This is a genomic window from Cyclobacterium plantarum, assembly GCF_011290685.1.
Classification (GTDB): domain Bacteria; phylum Bacteroidota; class Bacteroidia; order Cytophagales; family Cyclobacteriaceae; genus Cyclobacterium; species Cyclobacterium plantarum.
This window is the reverse complement of the sequence record NZ_JAANYN010000016.1, coordinates 1-21,880: the sequence shown is the minus strand read 5'-3', so window position 1 is coordinate 21,880 and position 21,880 is coordinate 1. Positions and strand designations below refer to the sequence as shown.

At 43.6% G+C, this 21,880-nt stretch carries 13 protein-coding genes; 7 read left to right on the top strand and 6 right to left on the bottom strand.

Annotated elements, in window-relative coordinates:
* Positions 1-25 precede the first annotated feature (25 nt).
* From menD to G9Q97_RS22860, 3 genes are read right to left on the bottom strand one after another with little or no spacing between them, the layout of a single operon-like run.
* Positions 26-1,729 carry a 2-succinyl-5-enolpyruvyl-6-hydroxy-3-cyclohexene-1-carboxylic-acid synthase gene (gene menD / locus G9Q97_RS22870; protein ID WP_166151283.1) on the bottom strand — a complete coding sequence of 568 codons (1,704 nt, stop codon included), beginning with the start codon at positions 1,727-1,729 and terminating at the stop codon, positions 26-28.
* Positions 1,726-2,928, bottom strand: a complete 1,203-nt coding sequence (locus tag G9Q97_RS22865; RefSeq protein ID WP_166151281.1) for a chorismate-binding protein — start codon at positions 2,926-2,928, stop codon at positions 1,726-1,728. Before G9Q97_RS22865 ends, menD begins: the two co-directional genes overlap by 4 nt.
* 6 nt (positions 2,929-2,934) lie before the next feature.
* Positions 2,935-3,354: a hotdog fold thioesterase gene (locus G9Q97_RS22860; protein WP_166151279.1), complete on the bottom strand. Its 420-nt coding sequence runs from the start codon at positions 3,352-3,354 to the stop codon at positions 2,935-2,937.
* 53 nt (positions 3,355-3,407) lie between these two features.
* Here G9Q97_RS22860 and G9Q97_RS22855 point away from each other — a divergent pair, with 53 nt between their 5' ends.
* The gene (locus tag G9Q97_RS22855) at positions 3,408-4,037 is read left to right on the top strand and encodes a histidine phosphatase family protein (protein WP_166151277.1); all 630 of its coding nucleotides are present in this window, start codon (positions 3,408-3,410) and stop codon (positions 4,035-4,037) included.
* Here G9Q97_RS22855 and G9Q97_RS22850 read toward each other — a convergent pair.
* From G9Q97_RS22850 to G9Q97_RS22840, 3 genes are all read right to left on the bottom strand, one after another.
* Positions 4,027-4,437 carry a hypothetical protein gene (locus G9Q97_RS22850; protein ID WP_166151275.1) on the bottom strand — a complete coding sequence of 137 codons (411 nt, stop codon included), beginning with the start codon at positions 4,435-4,437 and terminating at the stop codon, positions 4,027-4,029. The two genes, G9Q97_RS22855 and G9Q97_RS22850, sit on opposite strands and share 11 nt — an antisense overlap.
* A gap of 91 nt (positions 4,438-4,528) precedes the next feature.
* Positions 4,529-5,296 carry a zinc ribbon domain-containing protein gene (locus G9Q97_RS22845; RefSeq protein ID WP_166151273.1) on the bottom strand — a complete coding sequence of 256 codons (768 nt, stop codon included), beginning with the start codon at positions 5,294-5,296 and terminating at the stop codon, positions 4,529-4,531.
* 3 nt (positions 5,297-5,299) lie between these two features.
* On the bottom strand, positions 5,300-6,400 hold the full coding sequence (locus G9Q97_RS22840; protein ID WP_166151271.1) for a Nif3-like dinuclear metal center hexameric protein: 1,101 nt from the start codon (positions 6,398-6,400) through the stop codon (positions 5,300-5,302).
* 44 nt (positions 6,401-6,444) lie between these two features.
* On the opposite strand from G9Q97_RS22840, the gene lpxK reads away from it, so the two are divergent.
* The 6 genes from lpxK to G9Q97_RS22810 all read left to right on the top strand — a co-directional run bounded on the left by lpxK (position 6,445) and on the right by G9Q97_RS22810 (position 21,560).
* Positions 6,445-7,512 (top strand): tetraacyldisaccharide 4'-kinase, encoded by a 1,068-nt coding sequence (gene lpxK / locus G9Q97_RS22835; protein ID WP_166151260.1) that lies wholly within the window; start codon positions 6,445-6,447, stop codon positions 7,510-7,512.
* A gap of 1 nt (position 7,513) precedes the next feature.
* Positions 7,514-9,424, top strand: a complete 1,911-nt coding sequence (locus tag G9Q97_RS22830; RefSeq protein ID WP_166151258.1) for a putative porin — start codon at positions 7,514-7,516, stop codon at positions 9,422-9,424.
* Positions 9,425-9,432: 8 nt separating this feature from the next.
* Positions 9,433-10,044: a tRNA-(ms[2]io[6]A)-hydroxylase gene (gene miaE, locus G9Q97_RS22825; protein WP_187357746.1), complete on the top strand. Its 612-nt coding sequence runs from the start codon at positions 9,433-9,435 to the stop codon at positions 10,042-10,044.
* A gap of 111 nt (positions 10,045-10,155) precedes the next feature.
* Positions 10,156-11,400 carry an ABC transporter permease gene (locus tag G9Q97_RS22820; RefSeq protein WP_166151256.1) on the top strand — a complete coding sequence of 415 codons (1,245 nt, stop codon included), beginning with the start codon at positions 10,156-10,158 and terminating at the stop codon, positions 11,398-11,400.
* Positions 11,401-11,410: 10 nt separating this feature from the next.
* A complete protein-coding gene (locus tag G9Q97_RS22815; protein ID WP_166151254.1) occupies positions 11,411-13,099 on the top strand; it encodes a GMC oxidoreductase in 1,689 nt (562 codons plus the stop codon).
* 538 nt (positions 13,100-13,637) lie between these two features.
* Complete coding sequence (locus G9Q97_RS22810) at positions 13,638-21,560, top strand: PKD domain-containing protein (protein ID WP_166151252.1); 7,923 nt, start codon at positions 13,638-13,640, stop codon at positions 21,558-21,560.
* Positions 21,561-21,880: the final 320 nt, after the last annotated feature.

Sequence of the window (21,880 nt, the reverse complement as noted above, 5' to 3'; positions counted from 1 at the left end):
TTACAATGAAATACTTTTTCAAAAATTATTCCTTTTTAGAGATTCTTGCCTTGATTTTTCTTCGAAAGGACTTCAAAACCCGGGAATTGAGCTCACTGCTGCTTTCGATTTCAATTATTTTAGGTTTTATCGAATCCTGAAAGAAATCGGCTAAGCCCTTTTTTAGTCCGGGCATGGATTTGACCAGTGTATATTCGAATCCCATCTCTCTGGCCAGCAGTCTTGCGTTAAGTCTCTGCCGCGTTTCAAAGTATTCTTCCAATTCAGGTAAGTTGGAAGGTCCATCTATCATGCGGAAAATCCCTCCTCCATGATTGTTGAACAAAATAATCCTGAGATTGCTCATGTTGTATTGATGCCAAAAAGCATTCCTGTCGTAAAAGAATGCCAGGTCACCGGTAATCAGGGTAACAAGTTCTTTGGTGGTGAAAGTACAGCCCACCGCTGTACTGTTGCTTCCATCAATGCCACTGGTGCCCCTGTTACAGATAATTTCGATTTTATCCTGGCTTAATCCCAAAAAATTGACATTTCTCACCGCCATGCTATTGGCCAGATGTACTTTACCTGCTGCTGGTAAGGCATGCAAAATGTGTGACAATGATTTCAATTCCCCGAATGAAGCCCCATTCAGCATTTGGGGAAGCTGAGTTTTCACAATTTCATTTTTGTCTTTCCAGGCCTGGCCAAAAACAGGATCTATTTCAGGACCTTCCTTTAGCAGAAATTCAAGGAATATCTCCGGCTGCAGCCGAATGATTTGATCCAGGTGCTGGAATGGATCCGGGACGCTGCCTTCAGGTTGTACATGCCAGTGAGACATGGGGCAATTCCTTAAAGACTGTTTCAACGACTTGGATAATATGGATTTGCCAAAACTAATCAGCAAGTCTGGTACCATTTCTTTATCCTTTGAAACCTCGGCTGCAAAAAAATCATGATGAACAATGGCCAGGGGTTGGGCCATATTACTGGTCACATCCGTTACCAGAAGTCCTTTTTGATTTTGGACAATTTCTTCCAGTAGCCTTTTAATTTTCAGGTTGGGTTTTTGCTGACCCGGAAGGAGCAGTATCCTTTTAAAGCCTGACAACTGATTTTTTAATTTTTGTCTGACCTCTTCCCTGAGAGCATAGCTACCGGTCTCCACATCCAAAACCGGTTCCATGTCTGTGATTTCGAAATTGTAGTTTTCCCCCGGAGCAGGGTAAAAGGGTTCCCTTAAGGGGATATTGATGTGTACCGGGCCACTGGGGAAGGCTTTTGCAAGTACAATAGCTTCTTTGACGATCCGTTTGGCATGCCACAGTTTGTCTGTTGGATTTGCATCATCAGGGAAAGTAAAACTACCTTTGATATGGGGAGCATAGATATCTTGTTGCCGGATGGTTTGGCCATCCCACTGGTCTATCCATTCTGCCGGACGGTCTGCCGTGAGGATCAAAAGGGGGATTTGCTGGTAAAAAGCTTCAGCAATGGCGGGTCCGTAATTTAAGGTAGCAGAACCACTTGTACAGACCAATACAACGGGCTTGTTGAGTTGCTGTGCCATGCCCAAAGCCATGAAGGCTGCTGATCTTTCATCGGATATGGTTCTGCAATGGATGTTGGGATGCCTGATGAAGGCCAGCGATAAAGGAGCACACCTGGACCCCGGGGAAAGAATGGCCTGTGTAACACCACTTTTTGCACAAATGGAAACCAGGTGGCTGATTTGAGGGAGTATCAACGAGATTGGTTGGTTTTGATGATTTTACCTATAATGTTGCATTTCATTTCCGTTTCTTCCCACTCTTTTTCAGGGACAGAATCTTCCGTGACCCCCGCACCAGCAAAAAGAAGGACTTCCTTGTTTTCCAATTTGGCACAACGGAGGTTGACATACAATGCGGTCTCCGCTTCAATATTGACTGGGCCAATAAATCCGGAAAAATAGGACCGATCAAAATTTTCTTCAGTATCGAGGAATTCCAGGGCTTCCGCTTTTGGCATGCCGCAAACGGCAGAAGTAGGATGAAGTAATTCAAGCATCACGCTGCCCAATTGTGGGAAATTGGTTGCTTTCATATCCACCAGAAACTCAGACTTTAGATGCAGCAGGCCGCCTGCTATGGTGGTTTTAGGACCTAATTCCAGGTATTCCCGTAGCCGGATTTTCTTGAAACAATCTACAATATATCGACTTACCAGAGCCTGTTCTTCAATTTCCTTTTGTGTCCATGCGGCATTTTTTAAGGGGTTATCCCCTTTTGCCTTTTGGGTTCCTGCCAATGCCATGGTATAAAAACTATCCGCTCTGGTCTTGATCAGGGTTTCCGGGCTGGCCCCGATCCAGAACCCCGTGGATTCACTGAAAAAACAATTGATAAAAGCATTGGGATAGGCATCACAAAGGGCCAGAAAGGTACCTGCCAAATCGAAATCCGAGGGAAGGGTCATTTTTTTCAGACGGGCCGGCACCACCTTATACAGCTTCCCGGATGCTATAGATTCAATGGCTTTGTTTACTGTCTGGATAAAATCTGACTTTCGGGAGGCTTTTGCCTTTTTGCCTGCAGGAAAGGATTGGATGATCTCACGGATTTTTACTGTCAATTCTTTATTTGAATTTTCCCAAATTGGCAATTGATCATCCGATACCTCGTTCTCATCCAGGCTAAACCGGTAATAATTGGTGGCTTTGATAAAGAAAGGTTGGTGGTCTGCCGAGTGAAGAAATGGATGGATCATAAATCCGGGAGGTAACTGATCCAGGTCCATGCCAGGCTGTTTGATGCCCTCTTTGTCTTCGTCAATGATAACTTCAATTAGTGACTGCTTGGGTTTTTTCCAAATGGCAATGGGCAAATTTTCATTCAGTGCCCTGAACAATAGGTGCTCCAGAAAAAGCGCTTTCGTAATTTCGGCTATCTTATTGGTTGTTTCCATAAAATCTTACTTTTCAAGAATGGCCAGGGTAATGCGGCTGATGCAAGATAGTCTGTCTTTGTTGTCCTTTATTTTTATTTCCCAAACCTGGGTTTTCTTGCCCAAATGTATGGGCATGGCCCTTCCGGTCACAATTCCTTCCTTTACCGGCCTCAGGTGATTCGCATTGATCTCTAATCCCACTGCATAGGCTTTGTCTTTTTCCAAAGTCAGGGAAGCTGCTACCGAGCCGAGACTTTCTGCCAACACCACACTGGCTCCCCCATGTAACAATCCAAATGGTTGTTTGGTTTTTGGTCCCACAGGCATAGCGGCTTCCAGAAAATCATCTCCAATGGCTGTGTAAGTAATCTCAAGAAAACCGGTCATGCTTTCCTTTCCGATTTGATTTAAAAAATTTAGATCCGGTTTTTCAGTAAATATCATGTTTTATGCAATAAAATTTTTTTCTTTGATTTTGGAATCAAAAATAGAGAATCTTGAGCAGTAAAAAAATATATGTGGTACGGCATGGGCAAACGGATTATAACCTCAAAGGGGTGGTGCAGGGAAGTGGGATCGATGCCCCCATCAACGAAACAGGAATTAAACAAGCAAAAGCCTTTTACAAAAATTTCAGGCATATTCCTTTCGATCATATTTATTATTCTTCCCTTATCCGAACGAGACAATCCATTGCGGATTTTTTGAATGAGGAAGTATACCAGGAAAAGTTGCCGGATTTGAACGAGATTTCCTGGGGTAATTATGAAGGATTACCTATGGACCACGACGAAAATCAGTATTATCTCAACATGTTGGATAAATGGTCATCAGGAGAATTGGATAACAAAATCAATGGTGGAGAATCTCCGGTAGATGTGGCAAAACGCCTGAGCAGGGCCATGCATTATATTTTAGACCAGGGGGGGGCTCATATTTTGATTTGCATGCATGGCAGAGCTATCCGTATTTTAATGACGTTATTACTTGGATATGACCTCCGCTATATGGATGTCTTCAGGCATGAAAACCTATGTTGCTATGAATTGCACCAGGCTGAAAATGGTCAGATATATCTGGATAAATACCACCCTTCTCCGCTTAAAAAAATGGAGGCTATAAAGTAAGTTTGATGGTAGCGGTTTTTTTGCTTTGCCTTTGATCTTCTGAATCAGAAAGCAAGGCCTTGAAATTCTCCTGGCATTCATTCAGGTCTATGATCCGGAAAGCAATGTTATCCAAAGGGACTTCTTTATCTTCAGTTATTTTTACTAGGATATTTCCCATTTCACACACGGTCCAATCAGCAAAGGGGACTGTTACCATCAATGCCCTTTCTGAATTCCCACCATAGGCCTTGGTTTCAAAGGCACTTAAAAAATTCAATTCCACCTTTGCAGGACTTGACTGAATGCGTTTTAATTCCGCTTCATTAAAAATAATTAAAAAAGTCTTTTCAGGACCTTCTTTTGCAAAGGAAACCTGACTAAAGGCAATTAGGGTTAATGCTAAAATAACTGTTTTCATAGAATCGTAATATATGTAATTAATATATACGAAACAAAAAATAAATTGGATTCAAAAAAAAACCGGATTTATCCGGTTTATATAAATTGATTTAAGCTTTTGATCTTTTTCTTTTAGGCGTTGGCTCTTCCACGATTTCATCTTCTACACCTGCCAGTATCCTTCCGCAGTGTTCGCAGACAATGATTTTTTTCCTTTCCCTGATTTCAGCTTGCCGCTGAGGGGGTACTATATTGAAACATCCACCACAGGCTCCCCTCTTTACCAGGACCACTGCCAGACCGTTCTTTGCGTTGTTTCTGATTTTGTCATAAGACTTGATCAACCGGTCTTCTACTTTTTTGGCAGCTTTTTCCCTTTCGTTTCGGAGCTTTTTCTCTTCTGTTTCACTTTCTGAAACTATGGTGTCCAATTCTCCTTTTTTCTGATCGAGGTCATTTTGCCTGTCTTTCAGGATTTCATTCAGATCGGCAATGTCTTTTTGTTTTTCCTCGATTCTAATTTGTGCTTCAGCTATTTTCTTTTTGGAGACTTGAATTTCAAGATCCTGTAATTCCAATTCTTTGGTAATGGCATCGTATTCCCGGTTGTTTCTCACATTCATCTGCTGGTCCTGATATTTTTTGATCAGTTTTTCAGACTCCTTGATGGCATCTTTGTGCTTTTTGATCTCATCCTCTGTTGCCGATATATCAGAATTGAATTTGCTCAACCGTGTTTCATAGCCGATGATTTCATCTTCCAAATCCTGGACTTCTTCGGGAAGGGCTCCCCTCACCTTAAAAATAGCATCTAAACGGGAATCAATATTTTGAAGATTAAGAATAGCTTCTAGTTTTTGTGCGACCGGACTTTCCATTTACTAAAGGTAACTTATTGGATTTGTAACTATATTTGTCAAATAGGTTGCAATATTACTAAATTTTTGCGACAATAAATCTTTTAAAAGTTCTTTTGTGTAAATTTCACTTTCATAATGCCCAATGTCAGCCAGTAAAATCTGCTGATCCGCTTCAAAGAAATCGTGGTATTTAACATCCGCCGTAACAAACACATCGGCTCCTGATTTTATTGCCCGGCCCAATAGAAATATTCCTGCACCTCCGCAAAGAGCTACCTTGCTTACTTTCTTGTCCAAAATAGCCGTATGTTTCAATACTTGTAGTCCCATGGATTTTTTAAGATGCTCCAGAAAATCCATTCCTGACAGGGGCTCCGGCAGGTGTCCGATCATGCCCGAACCTACATCCTGGTGCTCATTTTCCAGGGGATGCAGGTAATAAGCCACCTCCTCGTAGGGATGAGCCACTTTAAGTTCATGAATGATTTTTGATTGCAGGTGACTGGGAAACATCAATTCCACTCTTTTTTCTGTCACCATTTCTTCTTTTCCCCGGGAACCTATACTGGGTTGGGCATTTTCCATGGGAAGGAAGCTGCCCTGGCCCTCTGTTTGAAAACTACAATGCGAGTAATTACCAATATTACCAGCGCCGGCCTTATACAAAGCTTGAAGGACTTCCCCGGCTTTCTCTTTGGGGATAAATGTGGTCAGTTTGGTCAAAACACCTTTTTTCGGGGCCAATATTCTTGTTTCGGAAAGGCCGATTTTTTGAGCGATTTTTTGATTAACCCCCTGATCTACCGCATCCAGGTTGGTGTGAATGGCATAGATGGCAATATCCTCTTTTATGGCTTTGATGACGGTCCTTTCCACATAATTTTTCCCGGTAAGGCTTTTGAGCCCTTTAAACAGGATGGGGTGGTGGGCAATGATCAGGTTACACCCTTTGCTTTTGGCCTCTTCCACTACAGCTTCTGTGACATCGAGCGCACAGAGAATGCCTTCCACAGGGCTGTCGGGGTTACCCACCAGTAGTTGGGAATTGTCATAGCTTTCCTGGTATGGGGGTGGGGCAATGGATTCTAAATGAGAAATGATATCCTTAATCAAATAAACCATATATTTGCTTTTGTTTTTCAATCAAAACTACAAAAAAAACCACAATGCGCTTCCCTGACTTTTTGTTATTTCCTTTTGCTATGCTTTACGGGGGAATCACTGCCTTTCGAAATCATTTGTTCGATGCGGGATTAAAAAGAAGTCAGCAATTTGAGGTGCCTACCATTGTGGCAGGCAACCTTGCTGTGGGAGGGACGGGCAAAACACCCTTCGTGGAATTTTTGATCAAACACCTTACTCCCAAACTAAATCTTGCCGTATTGAGCAGGGGGTACGGTCGCAAAACAAGGGGATTTATTCTTGCTGATGGTTCGGTAGGACCATTAGAAATAGGCGATGAGCCTTTTCAGATATATGCCAAATTTAAGGATAAAGTTCGGGTAGCAGTAGGAGAAGAAAGGATACTGGCCATCCCCATGATTTTGGCGGCAGAGGATGGGGTGCAGGGCATATTGCTGGATGACGCTTACCAACACCGCTACCTGAAAGCAGATTTGTATGTGTTATTGACTACTTACGGACAACCATTTTACGAAGATTTTCTTTTGCCGATGGGCAGACTCCGCGAGGGAAGGAAAAATGCCAACAGGGCAGATGCAGTGGTCGTAACCAAATGTCCTGATTCGATTTCACCGGAGGAAAAAAAGGTGATTACAGGAAGCATAAAAAGATATACCAGAGCGGAAGTCCCAGTTTATTTTGCCGGGTTGCGTTACGGCAAACCATATCCTTTAGCGGCCGGAGAAATGAGGCATCATAAAAACCTGATCCTGCTCACAGGAATAGTGGATTACCGGCCAATGTTAAATGAATTGAATAAAAATCACAAGGTGCTTGAAGTCATATCTTTTCCGGATCACCACCGGTATTCCGAAAATGACATGCTTAAAATCAGAAATGTATGTGATAAGTACAAGGAATCCAGGCCGGCCCTGGTGACCACTGAGAAAGATGCCAGCAAGCTTAGAGATAAAAAGTTATTGAAAATACTACAGCACTTGCCCATTTTTGCGTTACCCGTTGAGGTGGTTATGGAGAAAAACGATGAGCAGGATTTACTGCATCGGGTTCATGAAGTGATTAAATCAAAAAATTTCGTCGTTGAAAATTAGGATGAGACTCTTTTTTATTGTGTTGGCTATTTTGTTGTCATGGGAGCTTCCTTTATTCGCCCAGCAAACAACTGTGGAGGATGGGGATGAGAACAGTCCCAGGAGAGGCCTGTTGGACGATTCTACCAAGATGGTATACGGTCCCAACACTTCTCTTTATTTTTATGAAAAATCGGTAAGGAACAACCGGTTTGAAAAAATGGAGCTGGATACCTCACTTACAGGCTTCCACAATTATGAAGCCGTGGCGGACACCTGGTACAAATACCAGGATCTTGCAAATTTGGGAACGGCAGCCAGGCCCATATTTTACGATGTGCCCGAACAGATAGGCAGCACCTCAGGTTTTGAGGCATATGACCTGTACCACAATACCACGGACAGCATCAGGTATTATGATACCAAATCTCCCCATACCCATATTGCGGCTTTTTTTGGTGGCGGAAACCGCAATAAGCTGGATGTGGAATTTGTCCGGAATATCAAACCCAATTGGAATGTGGGGATTGCCTACCGCACAATACGCGCAAGGAAGACTTTAAATCCCACGCGCAGGGACGATAACAACGTGGTCAATGATTCTTATGAAATGCATACCAATTACCATTCTGAAAATGGAAAGTACCGGCTCCTGGCCAGTTTTTCGAGAATGAAGCATAATGTCAACGAGCAGGGGGGGATCATCCCGCCGGAGATCGATACTACCTCGCTTTATTTTACCTATGAAGACTCTAAAGTCTGGCTGAGGAACTCCAAAGCCGTTGATTTGCGTCAGGAATATCACCTTTATCATGAATACGAATTATTGAAAGGCTGGCAGGTGTATCATGTTTTCGATAAGAAAAAGCAGGAAGTGACTTTTTTTAGTGACCTGGGGACATCCGATGCGGCTTTTTTTAATGATAACCGGTTCATCTCTTCTGATACCAGCCTGGTGCACAGCAAAACAGATACCACCAACAACCACAATCATTTTTCTGAGTGGAGAAATGAGATGGGTTTTAAGGGGGATTTTGGTCCTGTCTATTACAATGCATACCTGAAATTTCGTTCCGGAAGAATGGCCAGCAGGTTTTTTTCATCCAACAATTCATTTACAGAGTTGTATCTGGGTGGGGCATTGAGGGGTGAGATCAATGAAAATTGGGTGTTTGAGGCAGAAGGTGAATACCTGATTCCCGATGGCTACAGGGTCAGTGGATTATTTATCTCCCCTTTTCTGGACATCAGTTACACCAAAGCTTTGTACAAGCCCACTCTGGCCCAGGAAAGATACCAGGGCAATCATTACCAATGGGACAACGACTTTTCCAATACGGGGGTGGATCAGATTAAAGGGACCATTAAAGCTGATTTCACCCATTTTAAAATAAGGCCCAACCTTACCATTAACCGGATCAACAATTATGTGTATTACAATGAAGAGCAGGTACCCGAACAAGCTTCCTCAGAAGCATTTATGGTGATCCCCGGACTGAATGCCCATTTTATCTTTGCCGGTAAATTTCACTGGCAGTCTGAGGCATATTATACCCTGATCACCGGTGGTGCAGCTGATAAATTCCGGATTCCTGAAGTTTTTGTCAATTCCAGGGTGTTTTTTGACGGCCCCTTATTTGATGAAAACGTGTATGTGCAGTTGGGTCTGGAAGTAAGGTACCGCTCAGATAATTTCGCACCCGCATACATGCCCTCCACCCAGCAATTTTACCTGCAGAATGATTTCAACGTTTATGCTTATCCTGTGGCGGATGCTTTTTTAAACTTTAGGATCAACCGCACCAGGGTGCTTTTCAGGTACAATCACCTGAATGCAGGGTACCTGGAGAATGATGGCTACTTTGTAACACCCGGTTATACGGGTTTAAAAAATATGCTGGACCTGGGAATCAGTTGGTATTTCTTTGATTAAATTTGAACATGGATTGGCAGGAATCGACAAAGCAAAAAATGTTGCGGCTACAATTGCCCACCGATCCCCGCTGGGTGGATGTAGCGAAAATGAGCCTGGAAGAGATATTGGTGGATCATGCCTATTGCGAACAGAAAGCAGCTTCCTCCTGCATTTCCCTGATTATCAAATTTCCGGAATATGAACGGATGGTGGATGTTCTTGTTCCTGTAGTTGCTGAGGAGTGGGCGCATTTTGAATCCGTCATGGAGCAAATCCGAAAGCGGGGGTATAAATTTGGATTCCCCAGAAAGGATGAATATGTGGTTCAATTGCAAGGTTTTGTGCGGAAAGGCGGAAGCAGGACAGACCAATTGACGGAGCATTTGCTGATGAATGCGCTGATTGAGGCCCGTTCCTGTGAGCGTTTCAAAATCCTTTGGAAAAATCTAGCCGATGAGGAGTTGAAACAGTTTTATCACGAACTGATGATTTCCGAGGCCGGTCATTACGTAAATTTCATACAACTGGCAAAATCCTATAATGATCCGGGCAAGGTGGATCAACGCTGGGCAGAGTGGCTGGCCTTTGAAAAAGGAGTGATGGAGCATTTGGCTATCAGGGGAGACCGAATGCATTAGCAGGAGTTAAAAGTTAAATTCTCTGAATTCCTTTGTGCAAAAACAATAAATGGTTAATATTATCGAAATAGTTGGTCCATATTTTCAAAAGCGGCCATTTACGGACAAAGCATGAATTTGATCGAAAATATACGGGAGGCCTTCCGGTCGGTAAAAACCAATCTTTTACGGACAATTTTGACCGGTTTGATCATTGCTATAGGCATTACTTCCCTGGTGGGTATGTTGACGGCAATAGATGCCATGAAGGCCCAGATTGAGGAAAGTCTTTCCGGTTTTGGTGCAAATAATTTTGATGTTCGGGGCAAAAGATTCTCCGGGGGAAGGGCCACCTCCTCCGGGGTTGCACCGAAAAATTATCCAAATATAACCTACAGGGAGTCGGAGGCGTTTAAAGACAAATACTCCGAATGGGGTTTATCTACCATTACCACCTCTGTGACAGGTTCTGCTGAGGTAAAAAGAGGGTCAAAGAAAACCAATCCCAATAGCCGGATCATAGGAGGGGACGAAAATTACTTTTTGATCAAAGGAATAAGTATTGAAGAAGGAAGGAGTTTCAGTAACATAGAAATTCAATATGGAAATAATGTTTGTGTAATTGGTACAGAAATCCAAAGTACTTTGTTTGAAAAGGGAGAAAACCCCATAGGAAATTACATTTCTTTTTTTGGCAGGCGTTACACGATTGTGGGCGTCATGGAAAAACAAGGAGGAGTTGGTGGAGATTCAGGTGCAGACAGGGCCATTGTCATTCCCATCCTCAATGCGAGAAACCTGGATCAAAGAGGCACCTTTCGGTACTCTATAACGGTAGCGGGAAAAGACCCCTTGAAACTTGATTATGAAATGGGGCAGGCAACAGGCATCATGCGATCCATCCGTGAGGATGCCATAGGTATGGAGGATTCCTTTGAAGTGGTGAAATCGCAAACCCTGGGAGAAAGTTTGGAGGAGATTGCAGGATTTCTCAGGATCGGCGGCTTTGGCATCGGGTTTATCACTTTGTTGGGGGCAGCCATTGGCCTGATGAATATCATGTTGGTCTCCGTAACTGAAAGAACAAGGGAAATCGGGATCCGAAAGGCCCTGGGAGCGACACCTCAGCGGATTAGGCAGCAGTTTCTGATTGAAGCCATAGTGATCTGTGTTCTTGGAGGAATTTTGGGAGTATTAATGGGGATCGGTATCGGAAACCTGGTAGGAAATTCAGTGGGTCCGGGAGGTTTTTTGATTCCATGGGTCTGGATAATTTTTGCCTTTGTCGTATGTGTTTTGGTCGGCTTGTTCTCCGGGCTGTTGCCGGCTTACAAAGCCAGCCGGTTGGACCCCATAGAATCATTGCGTTATGAATAATTGAATTACCATGAATGATCATAATTATGATGCCATTGTTGTTGGCTCCGGTATCAGTGGAGGCTGGGCTGCAAAGGAATTGTGCGAAAAAGGTTTAAAAACACTTGTCCTTGAGCGGGGAAGGAATGTGACCCACAAGGACGACTATCCGACCATGCATACCCCTCCCTGGGAATTTCCACTTAGGGGTCAATTACCCCTGGAGCTTCGGCAGGAAAACCCGGTGGTTTCCCGTTGTTATGCCTTTAAAGACGATGCAGATCACTTTTTTGTGAAGGACAAGGAACACCCCTATATTCAGGACAAGCCCTTTGACTGGATCAGGGGATATCAGGTTGGCGGCAAGTCCCTGCTTTGGGCACGGCAGGTGCAGCGCTGGAGTAAATATGATTTTGAAGGGCCAGGCAGGGATGGTTTTGCCGTAGATTGGCCCATCCGGTACGAAGATATCGCCCCATGGTATAGCTATGTGGAAAGATTTATAGGTGTTAGTGGAAATAAAGACGGCCTGGAAACCTTACCTGATGGAGAGTTTTTACCTCCCTGGGAAATGAATAAGGTGGAAAGGATCGTACAGGAACGTATCTTAGGTGCGTACCCGGACCGGAAATTTGTGATTGGGCGCTGTGCCCACCTGACGAAACCACAGCCGCACCATACAGCCCAGGGCCGGGGGCAGTGCATGGCGCGGAGCCTTTGCCAGCGAGGCTGTCCATTTGGCGCCTATTTCAGTTCTAATTCTTCGACCTTACCAGCAGCTGCCGCTACTGGAAACCTGACGCTGAGACCTCATTCGGTCGTACATTCCTTGATTTATGACGACGCTAAGGGAAAGGTGACGGGAGTGCGAATCGTTGATGCACTTTCCAAAGAGACCACGGAATATTTTGCCAAAGTAATTTTCGTCAATGCCTCGGCATTGAATTCTAACCTGATATTGTTGAATTCCAGATCAGAGCGCTTTCCAAACGGTTTGGGGAATGACAATGGTCTGTTGGGTACCCATATTGCATTTCACAATTACCGCGGGTCATTATCTGCCAGCATTGAAGGTCACCTGGATTCCTATTATTATGGAAGGAGGCCTACAGCTGTCATGTTGCCCAATTTCAGGAATGTCAAAAGGCAGGAGATGGATTTTTTGCGCGGATACATGAGTTTTTATTCCGCAGGACGAGGAAGCTGGGGAGCTGCCAGAAATGAAGATTTCGGCCCGGATTTTAAGGAGGCTAATTCGGAGGCCGGCCCCTGGGGAGTATACATGATGATGCAGGGGGAGACCATACCCAAGCTCAGTAACCGGGTGTACCTGGACGATACCCAACAGGACGAGTGGGGGATGCCTCAGTTACGGGTGGATGTGGGTTACGACGATAACGACGAAAAATCCCTTCGAGACTTTCTGGACCAGGGAGCTGAGATGCTGGAAAGTGCCGGATGCAAAAACATCCGGCAAAATGACAGCAGGCAGGCACCGGGATTGGATATTCATGAAATGGGTGGCGTACGCATGGGCAGAGATCCTAAAACCTCCCTTTTGGGCAGCCATCATCAGATGCATGCCTGCCCCAATGTATATGTGACAGATGGAGCTTCCATGACTTCCACCGGCACCCAAAATCCTAGTCTGACGTATATGGCCTGTACGGCCAGGGCCGTGGATCATGCGGTTGGGGCATTGAAAAAAGGGGACATGTAGGGACAAATCCTGCCAAGGTGCGAATTCTTCCCATTTTTTAATCCTGTTGCCTTGATTCCAAAACCAACTTTAATGGGCAGGACGAAAGCGTTTAATAATTGGGGATTTACTTTTGAGCGAAAGGGTATTCTTGTATTGCTTTTTGGTTAAAGGGGATGCGTTTTCATTTTTTTATCCCAGACATTGGGTTTAGCACCTTTTTCCTTATTTCAGAAAATGGAATCTATTAATCGGTATTTATGAGCTATAATATAGATTAATTTTTTGATAAATATTATTATTCAAATGTTAATATTATTGAAAATATATTTAATAATAATATTTATAAATATACTAAATTTTTTTTTTCAGCTTTTGGTTTATTTTAACAAGCGTTCAAAGTGATAGTTAGTTAAAATACACAAAAATGAATTTAAAAAACATAAAAATGTTGGTTAATAAATTTTTATTCTTATATTGCTTCAAATTGGCAATGAGATTTTATTACAAGATTTAAATTACAGGTCAAGTTCTTGTTATACCTTTATTCTAATGCAAAATGGGCTGTTTTGCGAAAAAAAAATTATCGTCTTTTTCCCTATTTTTTTTAGTTTTAATAGTAGGGTTATTATGGAACAACAGGGCGATTGGTCAAAGTGTTAGTTTTGACCAAACCGCATTAAAATTTAATAGCTTCAGTCCCATTTCAAATGGGACATCGCTTAAATTTGGTCCAGATGAGCGGCTGTACGTTTCTCAGATTGATGGAACCATAAAAATATATACCATTTTAAAAGTTGGTACGAATCAATATGAGGTTATTGATGCGGAGGTTTTAACGGCGGTAAAAGAGATTCCCAATTTTGACGACAACGGCAATCCTGCATTTGATAATAGGAATAAACGCCAAATAACTGGGTTAACAGTTGCCGGTTCGGCCGCTAATCCTATAATTTATGTTTCTTCGAGTGATCCCAAGTGGGGCGGACCCAGTGGGGATAAGGGGCTTGATACCAACTCAGGAACCATCACCAGGTTAACCTGGACTGGTTCTGCCTGGGATGTAATCGATCTGGTAAGGGGCCTGCCAAGGTCTGAGGAAAATCATTCCACAAATGGGCTTGAGCATACTTTGATTAACGGAAAGCCCTATTTATTGGTGACCAGTGGAGGATTTACAAATGCAGGCGCACCTTCCAAAAACTTTACCTACATTACAGAATATGCTTTAGGAGCTGCTATTTTGAGTGTAGACCTTGATGCAATAGAGGCATTACCAACGAAGATTGATCCAATTTCAGGCAGGCAGGTGAAATATGATATTCCTACCCTGGATGATCCCAGCAGGCCAAATAAAAATTTTATTTATAACCCCAATCATCCCTCATATAATGGGATTGATGAAAATGATCCCTTTGGTGGTAACGATGGGCTGAACATGGCGATGGTGGTTGCGGGTGGTCCTGTGCAAATTTTTTCAGGGGGCTACAGGAATTCCTATGACCTTGTGGTTACGGAAAGTAACAGGGTGTATGCTACCGATAACGGCGCCAACGTCAATTGGGGCGGACTTCCTGAAAATGAAGGAAATTCCTTATTGGTAAGTAACAATTTTCCTGTTGGGGAACCAGGAGGTAATGCGAATAGTCCTAGCGCTTCCGGGGAATATGTCGATAACAAAGATCACCTTCACCTTATCGCCCGGGATTTGGATAGTTTCATTTTTGGTTCTTATTATGGAGGGCACCCGACTCCGGTTAGGGCCAATCCCGGAAACCCCTATTCACCGGGGTCAAGTTTTCCCTTTAATCCAAGTGGTGCAGGTTTGTATACTAAGTTTGTTGGTGATGATGATAACTGGTCCAATATTGTGCCTGATTTTCCGCCATCTGATAAATTCAGGACACAGATTCTTCAACCTATAGCTCCCGGGTCGCCGGGTTTTGACAATTATGCGGCCACCAGTCTGCCAGCCAATTGGCCACCTGTACCTTTGTCAATGGCAAATGGAAAAGAAGCAGATTTTATCGCCCCATCTTTGCCTAATCCGAATGGTCCTCAAACTGAAATCATCACCCAGTTGCCGATCAATTCGAATGGGATTGATGAATATAAGGCATCTAATTTTGCAGGGCAATTAAAAGGGGCTTTGGTGGTAGGAAAAAGTGGTGGATTTCTTCATTTAATTCACCTAAATCCAGATGGATTATTAAATAACCTGGAAATAGATAAATGGAATCTGAATGGGGGCAATGCGCTGGGAGTTTCCTGTAATGCAGATGATCAAATTTTTCCGGGCACGATTTGGGTGGCTACCTATGACAATAGGATAATGGTCCTGACACCTACAGATCAGGTGGTTTGTATTGCAGAAAATGATCCGGCATTTAATACTTTGGCAGATTACGATTTTGATGGTTATACCAATCAGGATGAAATAGACAACGGAAGTGACTATTGTTCTGGTGCTTCTATCCCTAATGATTTCGATGAGGATTTGGTATCAGATCTAAATGATACAGATGATGATGGGGATGATATCCTTGACCAGCTGGACCCTTTTCAGTTGGGGTATTCCAGAAACCTCCCTATTAACAATGAACTATTTAGCAACCAGCTTGATGCTCAGGGCAGGCAAAGCGGTTTTTTAGGGTTGGGATTGACAGGTTTGATGAACAATGGGGCGCTAAACCCTAATTGGCTTAACTGGTTGGATAAACCGAACGAAAGACCGGGTCCTGCCGATATTTACGGGGGTGCTGCCGGTGCCATTCAGGTGTCCATGACAGCTGGCTCTGCGAATGGAACAGCAAATAACCAGGAAAAAGGTTTCCAATTTGGCGTCAATGTAGGTTTGGAAACGGGAATATTCACCATCAGTTCTGGATTGCTTGGATTGACTTCCCCCGGAGCTCTTTATGAATATGCTGGTGCCGGTGAAGTGGGCATTCAAATGGGCGACGGGTCCCAAAGCAATTTTATTAAATTGGTTTTTACATCTACCCATTTGGTAGCGGCACAGGAAATCAATGATGTGCCTGATCCAAACCCAATCATGATTTCCATTCCGGTTCAGGACCGCCCTGATGCAGGGGTTTCGATTACTTTGGGATTTGATGTTGATCCTTCGGATGGCTCAGTGAAGCCATTCTACAAGTTTGGTAATGGAGATAAAACGCAAATAGGCAGTATCTTAAGCTCTGGTGCGGTAAAAACTGCCATTCAAAATATCGACAGGCCATTGGCGATTGGAATTTTTGGGACATCCAATGATACTGAGGGAGCATTTATTGGCGTTTGGGATTATTTCAGGGTGGCAGGAAACCAGCCTTATACCACCCGGGATTTGGGAAATGTTGAAAAAATCATTAACGATCCCGACCTCCTGATAAATCTAAACGAATACTTTGATGATAATGGAGGAAATCAGCATCTGACCTATTCGGTTGTGTCGAATACTTTTCCGCAGGTAGGCGCAAAGATTTCAGGAAGTATCCTAACATTAAGTTTTCCAAACAATGAAGGTCAATCGGAGATAACGATAAGGGCGACGGATAAGGATAACTTGTTCGTCGAGCAATCATTTCTGGTAAATGTGAATGTAGGGACCAAGGTGTTTCTGAGGATCAATGCTGGTGGAGGAACCTTGAATGATGCTTCGGAAAACCCGGATTGGTTGAGTAACAGTATCGCAGGAGCTGTGAATACCGAAGCTTACAATGTGAATGCAGGAAATTTAAGTAACAATACTTTCGTTTTGGCCAAAAGACATGCATCCATACCCTCTTATATCAGTGATGAAATGTATTTGCAAATTTTCAACACCGAACGATACAATCCTGGTTCAAGTATGCAATTCAACATACCCATTCCAAACGGAGATTATTTGGTCAATCTTTATATGGGAAATGGCTATGAAGGTACTTCTGCTCCAGGGCAGCGGGTTTTTAGCGTTGCAATCGAAGGAGAAGTTCAATTACCTGAAGTGGATTTATCTGCCCAGTATGGACATAATGTGGGAGCCATGGTGCAAATCCCAATTACCCTGGACGATGAAGAGTTAAATATCAATTTTATTAAAAATATAGAAAATCCACTGATTAATGGAATAGAGATCATCAGGAAATTTGGTTCCTTTATTCATAACCCAATTGTGGTGGTGCCTCCCGACAATTTAATTAACTCTGCAGGGGAAGAACTTGACGGCAGTTTGTTCATTGAAGCGACAGGAGGAGATGGAAACCTTAATTATGCCGCTTCAGGTCTTCCTCCATCCATAACCATAGAGCCTACAAATGGTACTATTTATGGGACTTTGGATGTAGACGCACATGTAAACAGTCCTTACCAGGTTACCGTAACCGTTGATGATGAAGATGGGACCAGCTCTGACGCAGTTGAAGTCAATTTTACCTGGACTGTAAGCTCAAGTTTACTTCAGCAAACCTGGAAAATCAAAAATGAATCTCAGCAATACACCGGCAGGCATGAGAATTCCTTCGTTCAGGCAGGCAATAAGTTTTATCTTCTGGGAGGACGGGAAAACAGCAAAACAGTAGAAATATATGATTATACCAATGATTCCTGGACATCATTACCAAACACCATTCCCTTTGAGTTTAACCATTTCCAGGCAGTAGAATATCAGGGGTTGATTTGGGTGATCGGTGCATTCAAGAGTAATAATTTCCCCAATGAAATACCGGCAGATCATATCTGGATTTTTAATCCTGCCAGCCAGGAATGGATGCAGGGGGCTGAAATTCCCCAGGGAAGAAAAAGAGGTTCCGCAGGGGTAGTCGTTTACAACGGAAAATTTTACGTGGTAAATGGAAATACACAGGGTCATAGCGGAGGGGCGGTTAATTACTTTGACGAATTCGATCCGCAAACCGGAGAATGGACCGTACTGGAGAACTCGCCACAAGCAAGAGACCACTTCTTTTCGACAGTAGTAGGAAAGGAAATGTATGTTATCTCTGGCAGGCGCAGCGGGGGAGATGGGGGAGTATTTAACCCTGTGATTCCGGAAGTTGATGTGTACAATTTCAGCACACAAACATGGAAGACCCTGCCTGCCGAACAAAATTTACCTACCCCCAGAGCAGGTGCAATTACCAACAATTACCTGGATAAAATAATTGTGGCGGGAGGAGAAGTGGGAGAACAAAGCCAGGCTCTTGCGATAACGGAAATGTACGATCCTGTGGAAGAATCCTGGTTTTTGCTGGAACCGTTGAATTTCCCCAGGCACGGCACTCAGGGTATTGTATCCGGTAAAGGATTATATGTTTTGGCCGGTTCTCCGACAAGAGGTGGAGGCTCTCAGAAAAACATGGAAGTTTTCGGTTATGATCAACCAAAAGGGACCGCACTTATTGCAAGTGAACTTACCGTTGATGACCTGTTAACGCTAAATAGCGGAGAAACCAAAGGGGCCCGGCTTGGGGTTGCCAATGGAAATACCGGGATTTTTATCAGGTCAATAACTATAAATGGCCCTGATGCTTCAAGTTTTGTTATCAAATCCCAGCAAATAAATAAATTCCTTATAAGAAAGGATTCTCAATTTGATGTAGAAATAGAATATGTAGGAACAGGGCTTAAGGAAGCTGTTTTAGAGGTCAAATATGGAATCGACCAAACCAAAACGGTCCAATTGAAAGGTCAAAATGCTGCTCCGATCGTTAATTTAACAGCCTCTCCTATCAGTGGGTTTGCACCCCTTCAGGTTGATTTCAGTAGTGCAGGTTCAATGGGTACTGGGTCACTTTCCTTTCTTTGGGATTTTAAAGATGGAATTACCTCAACTAATGCTGATGTCAATCATACCTTTGTCAACCCCGGAAGTTATAATATAAGCCTTACAGTAACTGATGAAAATGGTGAATCGGCGATTGGCAACGTGGGGATTACGGTAAATAATTATGTCGAACCCTCAGGTCCGGTATCCCTGCCAACGGCTTCGGTATCAAGTGGGAAGGCACCCCTGTCTGTCAGCTTCACAGGTTCGGGGTCCACTGGCAGCGGCCCGCTAAGCTATCTGTGGGATTTCGGGGATGGCAGCAGTTCCACCCTTGCGGATCCATTACATACCTTTACCACAGCTGGTGTATATGCGGTTAAATTGAAGGTAACCGATGGCAATGGAAAAGCTTCGGAGGACATGGTTGAAGTCACCGTGAACCCACCCGTGATTATCCCAGAAGTTTCACTTTACCTGAACAGTGGCACGGTTAACGACGCCAGTCTTGGGGGTAATATTTTTGTTGGTGACGGCAAGTTCAGTAGTTATTTTGGGGCATCAAACACCTATTCCAATTCCCTGGCCAGCAGTGTTCCCTTGTACCAGACAGAAAGATTTTCGAAAACCCTGACCTACTCCATTCCTGTCCCCAATGGTGTTTACCAGGTCAGCACCTACCATAACGAGTTATACTTTGGGACAAGCAGGGGACCTGCTGCCAAGGCAGGTCAGCGGGTTTACAGCATTTTCCTCGAAGGTGAGTTGGTTCGGGCAAATTTTGATTTATTTGTAGCGAACAACAATAAGGAGACCGTGTTGGTATTTGAACAAATCACTGTTACGGATGGTGTGCTGAACATATCGATGGCTGCCAGTGTAAACAATGCCCAGGTTTGTGGAATATCGGTAGTGTCAGAGCAATTGTCTGAACCCAATCCGGAATCAATAGCTGTCGCCTCGGTTAATTCCGGAACGGCACCCCTGTCTGTCAACTTCACAGGTTCGGGATCCACTGGCAGCGGTACGTTAAGCTACCTGTGGGATTTCGGAGATGGCAGCAGTTCCACTCTTGCAGATCCAGTACATACCTTTACCACAGCCGGCGTATATGCGGTTAAATTGAAGGTAACCGATGGCAATGGAAAAGCTTCGGAGGACATGGTTGAAGTCACCGTGAACCCACCCGTGGTCAATCCTGAAATTTCACTTTACCTGAACAGTGGCACGGTTAACGACGCCAGCCTTGGGGGTAATACTTTTGTTGGTGACGGCAAGTTTAGCAGTTATTTTGGGGCATCAAACACCTATGCTAATTCCCTGGCCAGCAGTGTTCCCTTGTACCAAACAGAAAGGTGGGCCAAAACCCTGACCTATTCCATACCTGTCCCCAATGGTGTTTACCAGGTCAGCACCTACCATAATGAGTTATACTTTGGTACAAGCAGTGGCCCTGCCGCCCAGGCGGGTCAGCGGGTTTACAGCATTTCCCTGGAAGGTCAGTTGGTTCGGGCAAATTTTGATTTATTTGTAGCGAACAACAATAAGGAGACGGTGTTGGTATTTGAACAAATCACCGTTACGGATGGTGTGCTGAATATATCCATGGCCGCCAGTGCAAACAATGCCCAGGTTTGTGGAATATCGGTAGTGTCAGAGCAATTGTCTGAACCCAATCCGGAATCAATAGCAGTCGCCTCGGTTAATTCCGGAACGGCACCCCTGTCTGTCAACTTTACAGGATCTGGATCCACTGGCAGCGGCCCGCTAAGCTATCTGTGGGATTTCGGGGATGGCAGCAGTTCCACCCTTGCGGATCCGGTTCATACATTTACCACAGCCGGCGTATATGCGGTTAAATTGAAGGTAACCGATGGCAATGGAAAAGCTTCAGAGGACATGGTTGAAGTCACCGTGAACCCACCAGTGATCATCCCTGACGTTTCACTTTACCTGAACAGTGGCACTGTTAACGATGCCAGCTTCGGGGGCAATACATTTTTGGGTGACGGCAAGTTCAGCAGTTATTTTGGGGCATCAAACACCTATACTAATTCCCTGGCCAGCAGTGTCCCCCTGTACCAAACAGAAAGATTTTCGAAAACCCTGACCTACTCCATTCCTGTTCCCAATGGTGTTTACCAGGTCAGCACCTACCATAACGAGTTATACTTTGGCACAAGCAGAGGTCCTGCTGCCAAGGCGGGACAGCGGGTTTACAGCATTTCCCTGGAAGGTCAGTTGGTTCGGGCAAATTTTGATTTATTTGTAGCGAACAACAATAAGGAGACGGTGTTGGTATTTGAACAAGTCACTGTTACGGATGGAGTGCTGAACATATCGATGGCTGCCAGTGTAAACAATGCCCAGGTTTGTGGTATCAGGGTTATCTCCAGTGACAAAGTATCACAGAATATTTCTAATCTCAGGGTATTGAGCCAGGAAGAATTGGATTTAGAATTGATGGAAGAAACCAATGATTCTGGAAGTGATTTCATTTTGTTATATCCAAATCCGGCAAGTGACTATATAACAATCGAGCTAGGGGTTGATATACCTTTATATGGTATCTATATTTACGATATGGCTGGACGTATGGTAGTTGAACGGGATACGAGGTTAGATGAAAAATCAACTTTTACTATTCCGGTTGGTTCTTTGTCCAAAGGTGTGTATATGGTTACATTAATTGGAGAAAATGGAATCATCAAACAATTTAGATTGATATTGAAATCTTAAGGCATTTTCAAGAATAAATGGGCAACAAACCTAAAGCAGTTTTATTACAATGCTGCAAATCCCCATAATGGGGGACTTAAGGAATCATGTCCTTTACGTCTTCTCAACTTGTTTTTGAAACATTTTACGAATGATGAAATTAATGTGGGCTTAGATTCCTATTCATGGATAATCGCATGCCTTTTAAAGTTGCTTTATTATCGAAAGCAACCCGATAAGGAGTTAACAAGATATTGCAGGGTCAGAGAAAATTGATTTTCAATAAATTAATATTCCTAAACAGAGGTTTCGATAGGTTTCGGAATCTCTGTTTTTTTGTT

Coding starts and splice junctions, on each gene's coding strand:
- G9Q97_RS22865 (WP_166151281.1), bottom strand. CDS start 2,928: ATGGAAACAACCAATAAGATAGCCGAAATTACGAAAGCGCTTTTTCTG.
- G9Q97_RS22860 (WP_166151279.1), bottom strand. CDS start 3,354: ATGATATTTACTGAAAAACCGGATCTAAATTTTTTAAATCAAATCGGA.
- G9Q97_RS22850 (WP_166151275.1), bottom strand. CDS start 4,437: ATGAAAACAGTTATTTTAGCATTAACCCTAATTGCCTTTAGTCAGGTT.
- G9Q97_RS22845 (WP_166151273.1), bottom strand. CDS start 5,296: ATGGAAAGTCCGGTCGCACAAAAACTAGAAGCTATTCTTAATCTTCAA.
- G9Q97_RS22840 (WP_166151271.1), bottom strand. CDS start 6,400: ATGGTTTATTTGATTAAGGATATCATTTCTCATTTAGAATCCATTGCC.
- lpxK (WP_166151260.1), top strand. CDS start 6,445: ATGCGCTTCCCTGACTTTTTGTTATTTCCTTTTGCTATGCTTTACGGG.
- G9Q97_RS22830 (WP_166151258.1), top strand. CDS start 7,514: ATGAGACTCTTTTTTATTGTGTTGGCTATTTTGTTGTCATGGGAGCTT.
- miaE (WP_187357746.1), top strand. CDS start 9,433: ATGGATTGGCAGGAATCGACAAAGCAAAAAATGTTGCGGCTACAATTG.
- G9Q97_RS22820 (WP_166151256.1), top strand. CDS start 10,156: ATGAATTTGATCGAAAATATACGGGAGGCCTTCCGGTCGGTAAAAACC.
- G9Q97_RS22815 (WP_166151254.1), top strand. CDS start 11,411: ATGAATGATCATAATTATGATGCCATTGTTGTTGGCTCCGGTATCAGT.
- G9Q97_RS22810 (WP_166151252.1), top strand. CDS start 13,638: ATGGGCTGTTTTGCGAAAAAAAAATTATCGTCTTTTTCCCTATTTTTT.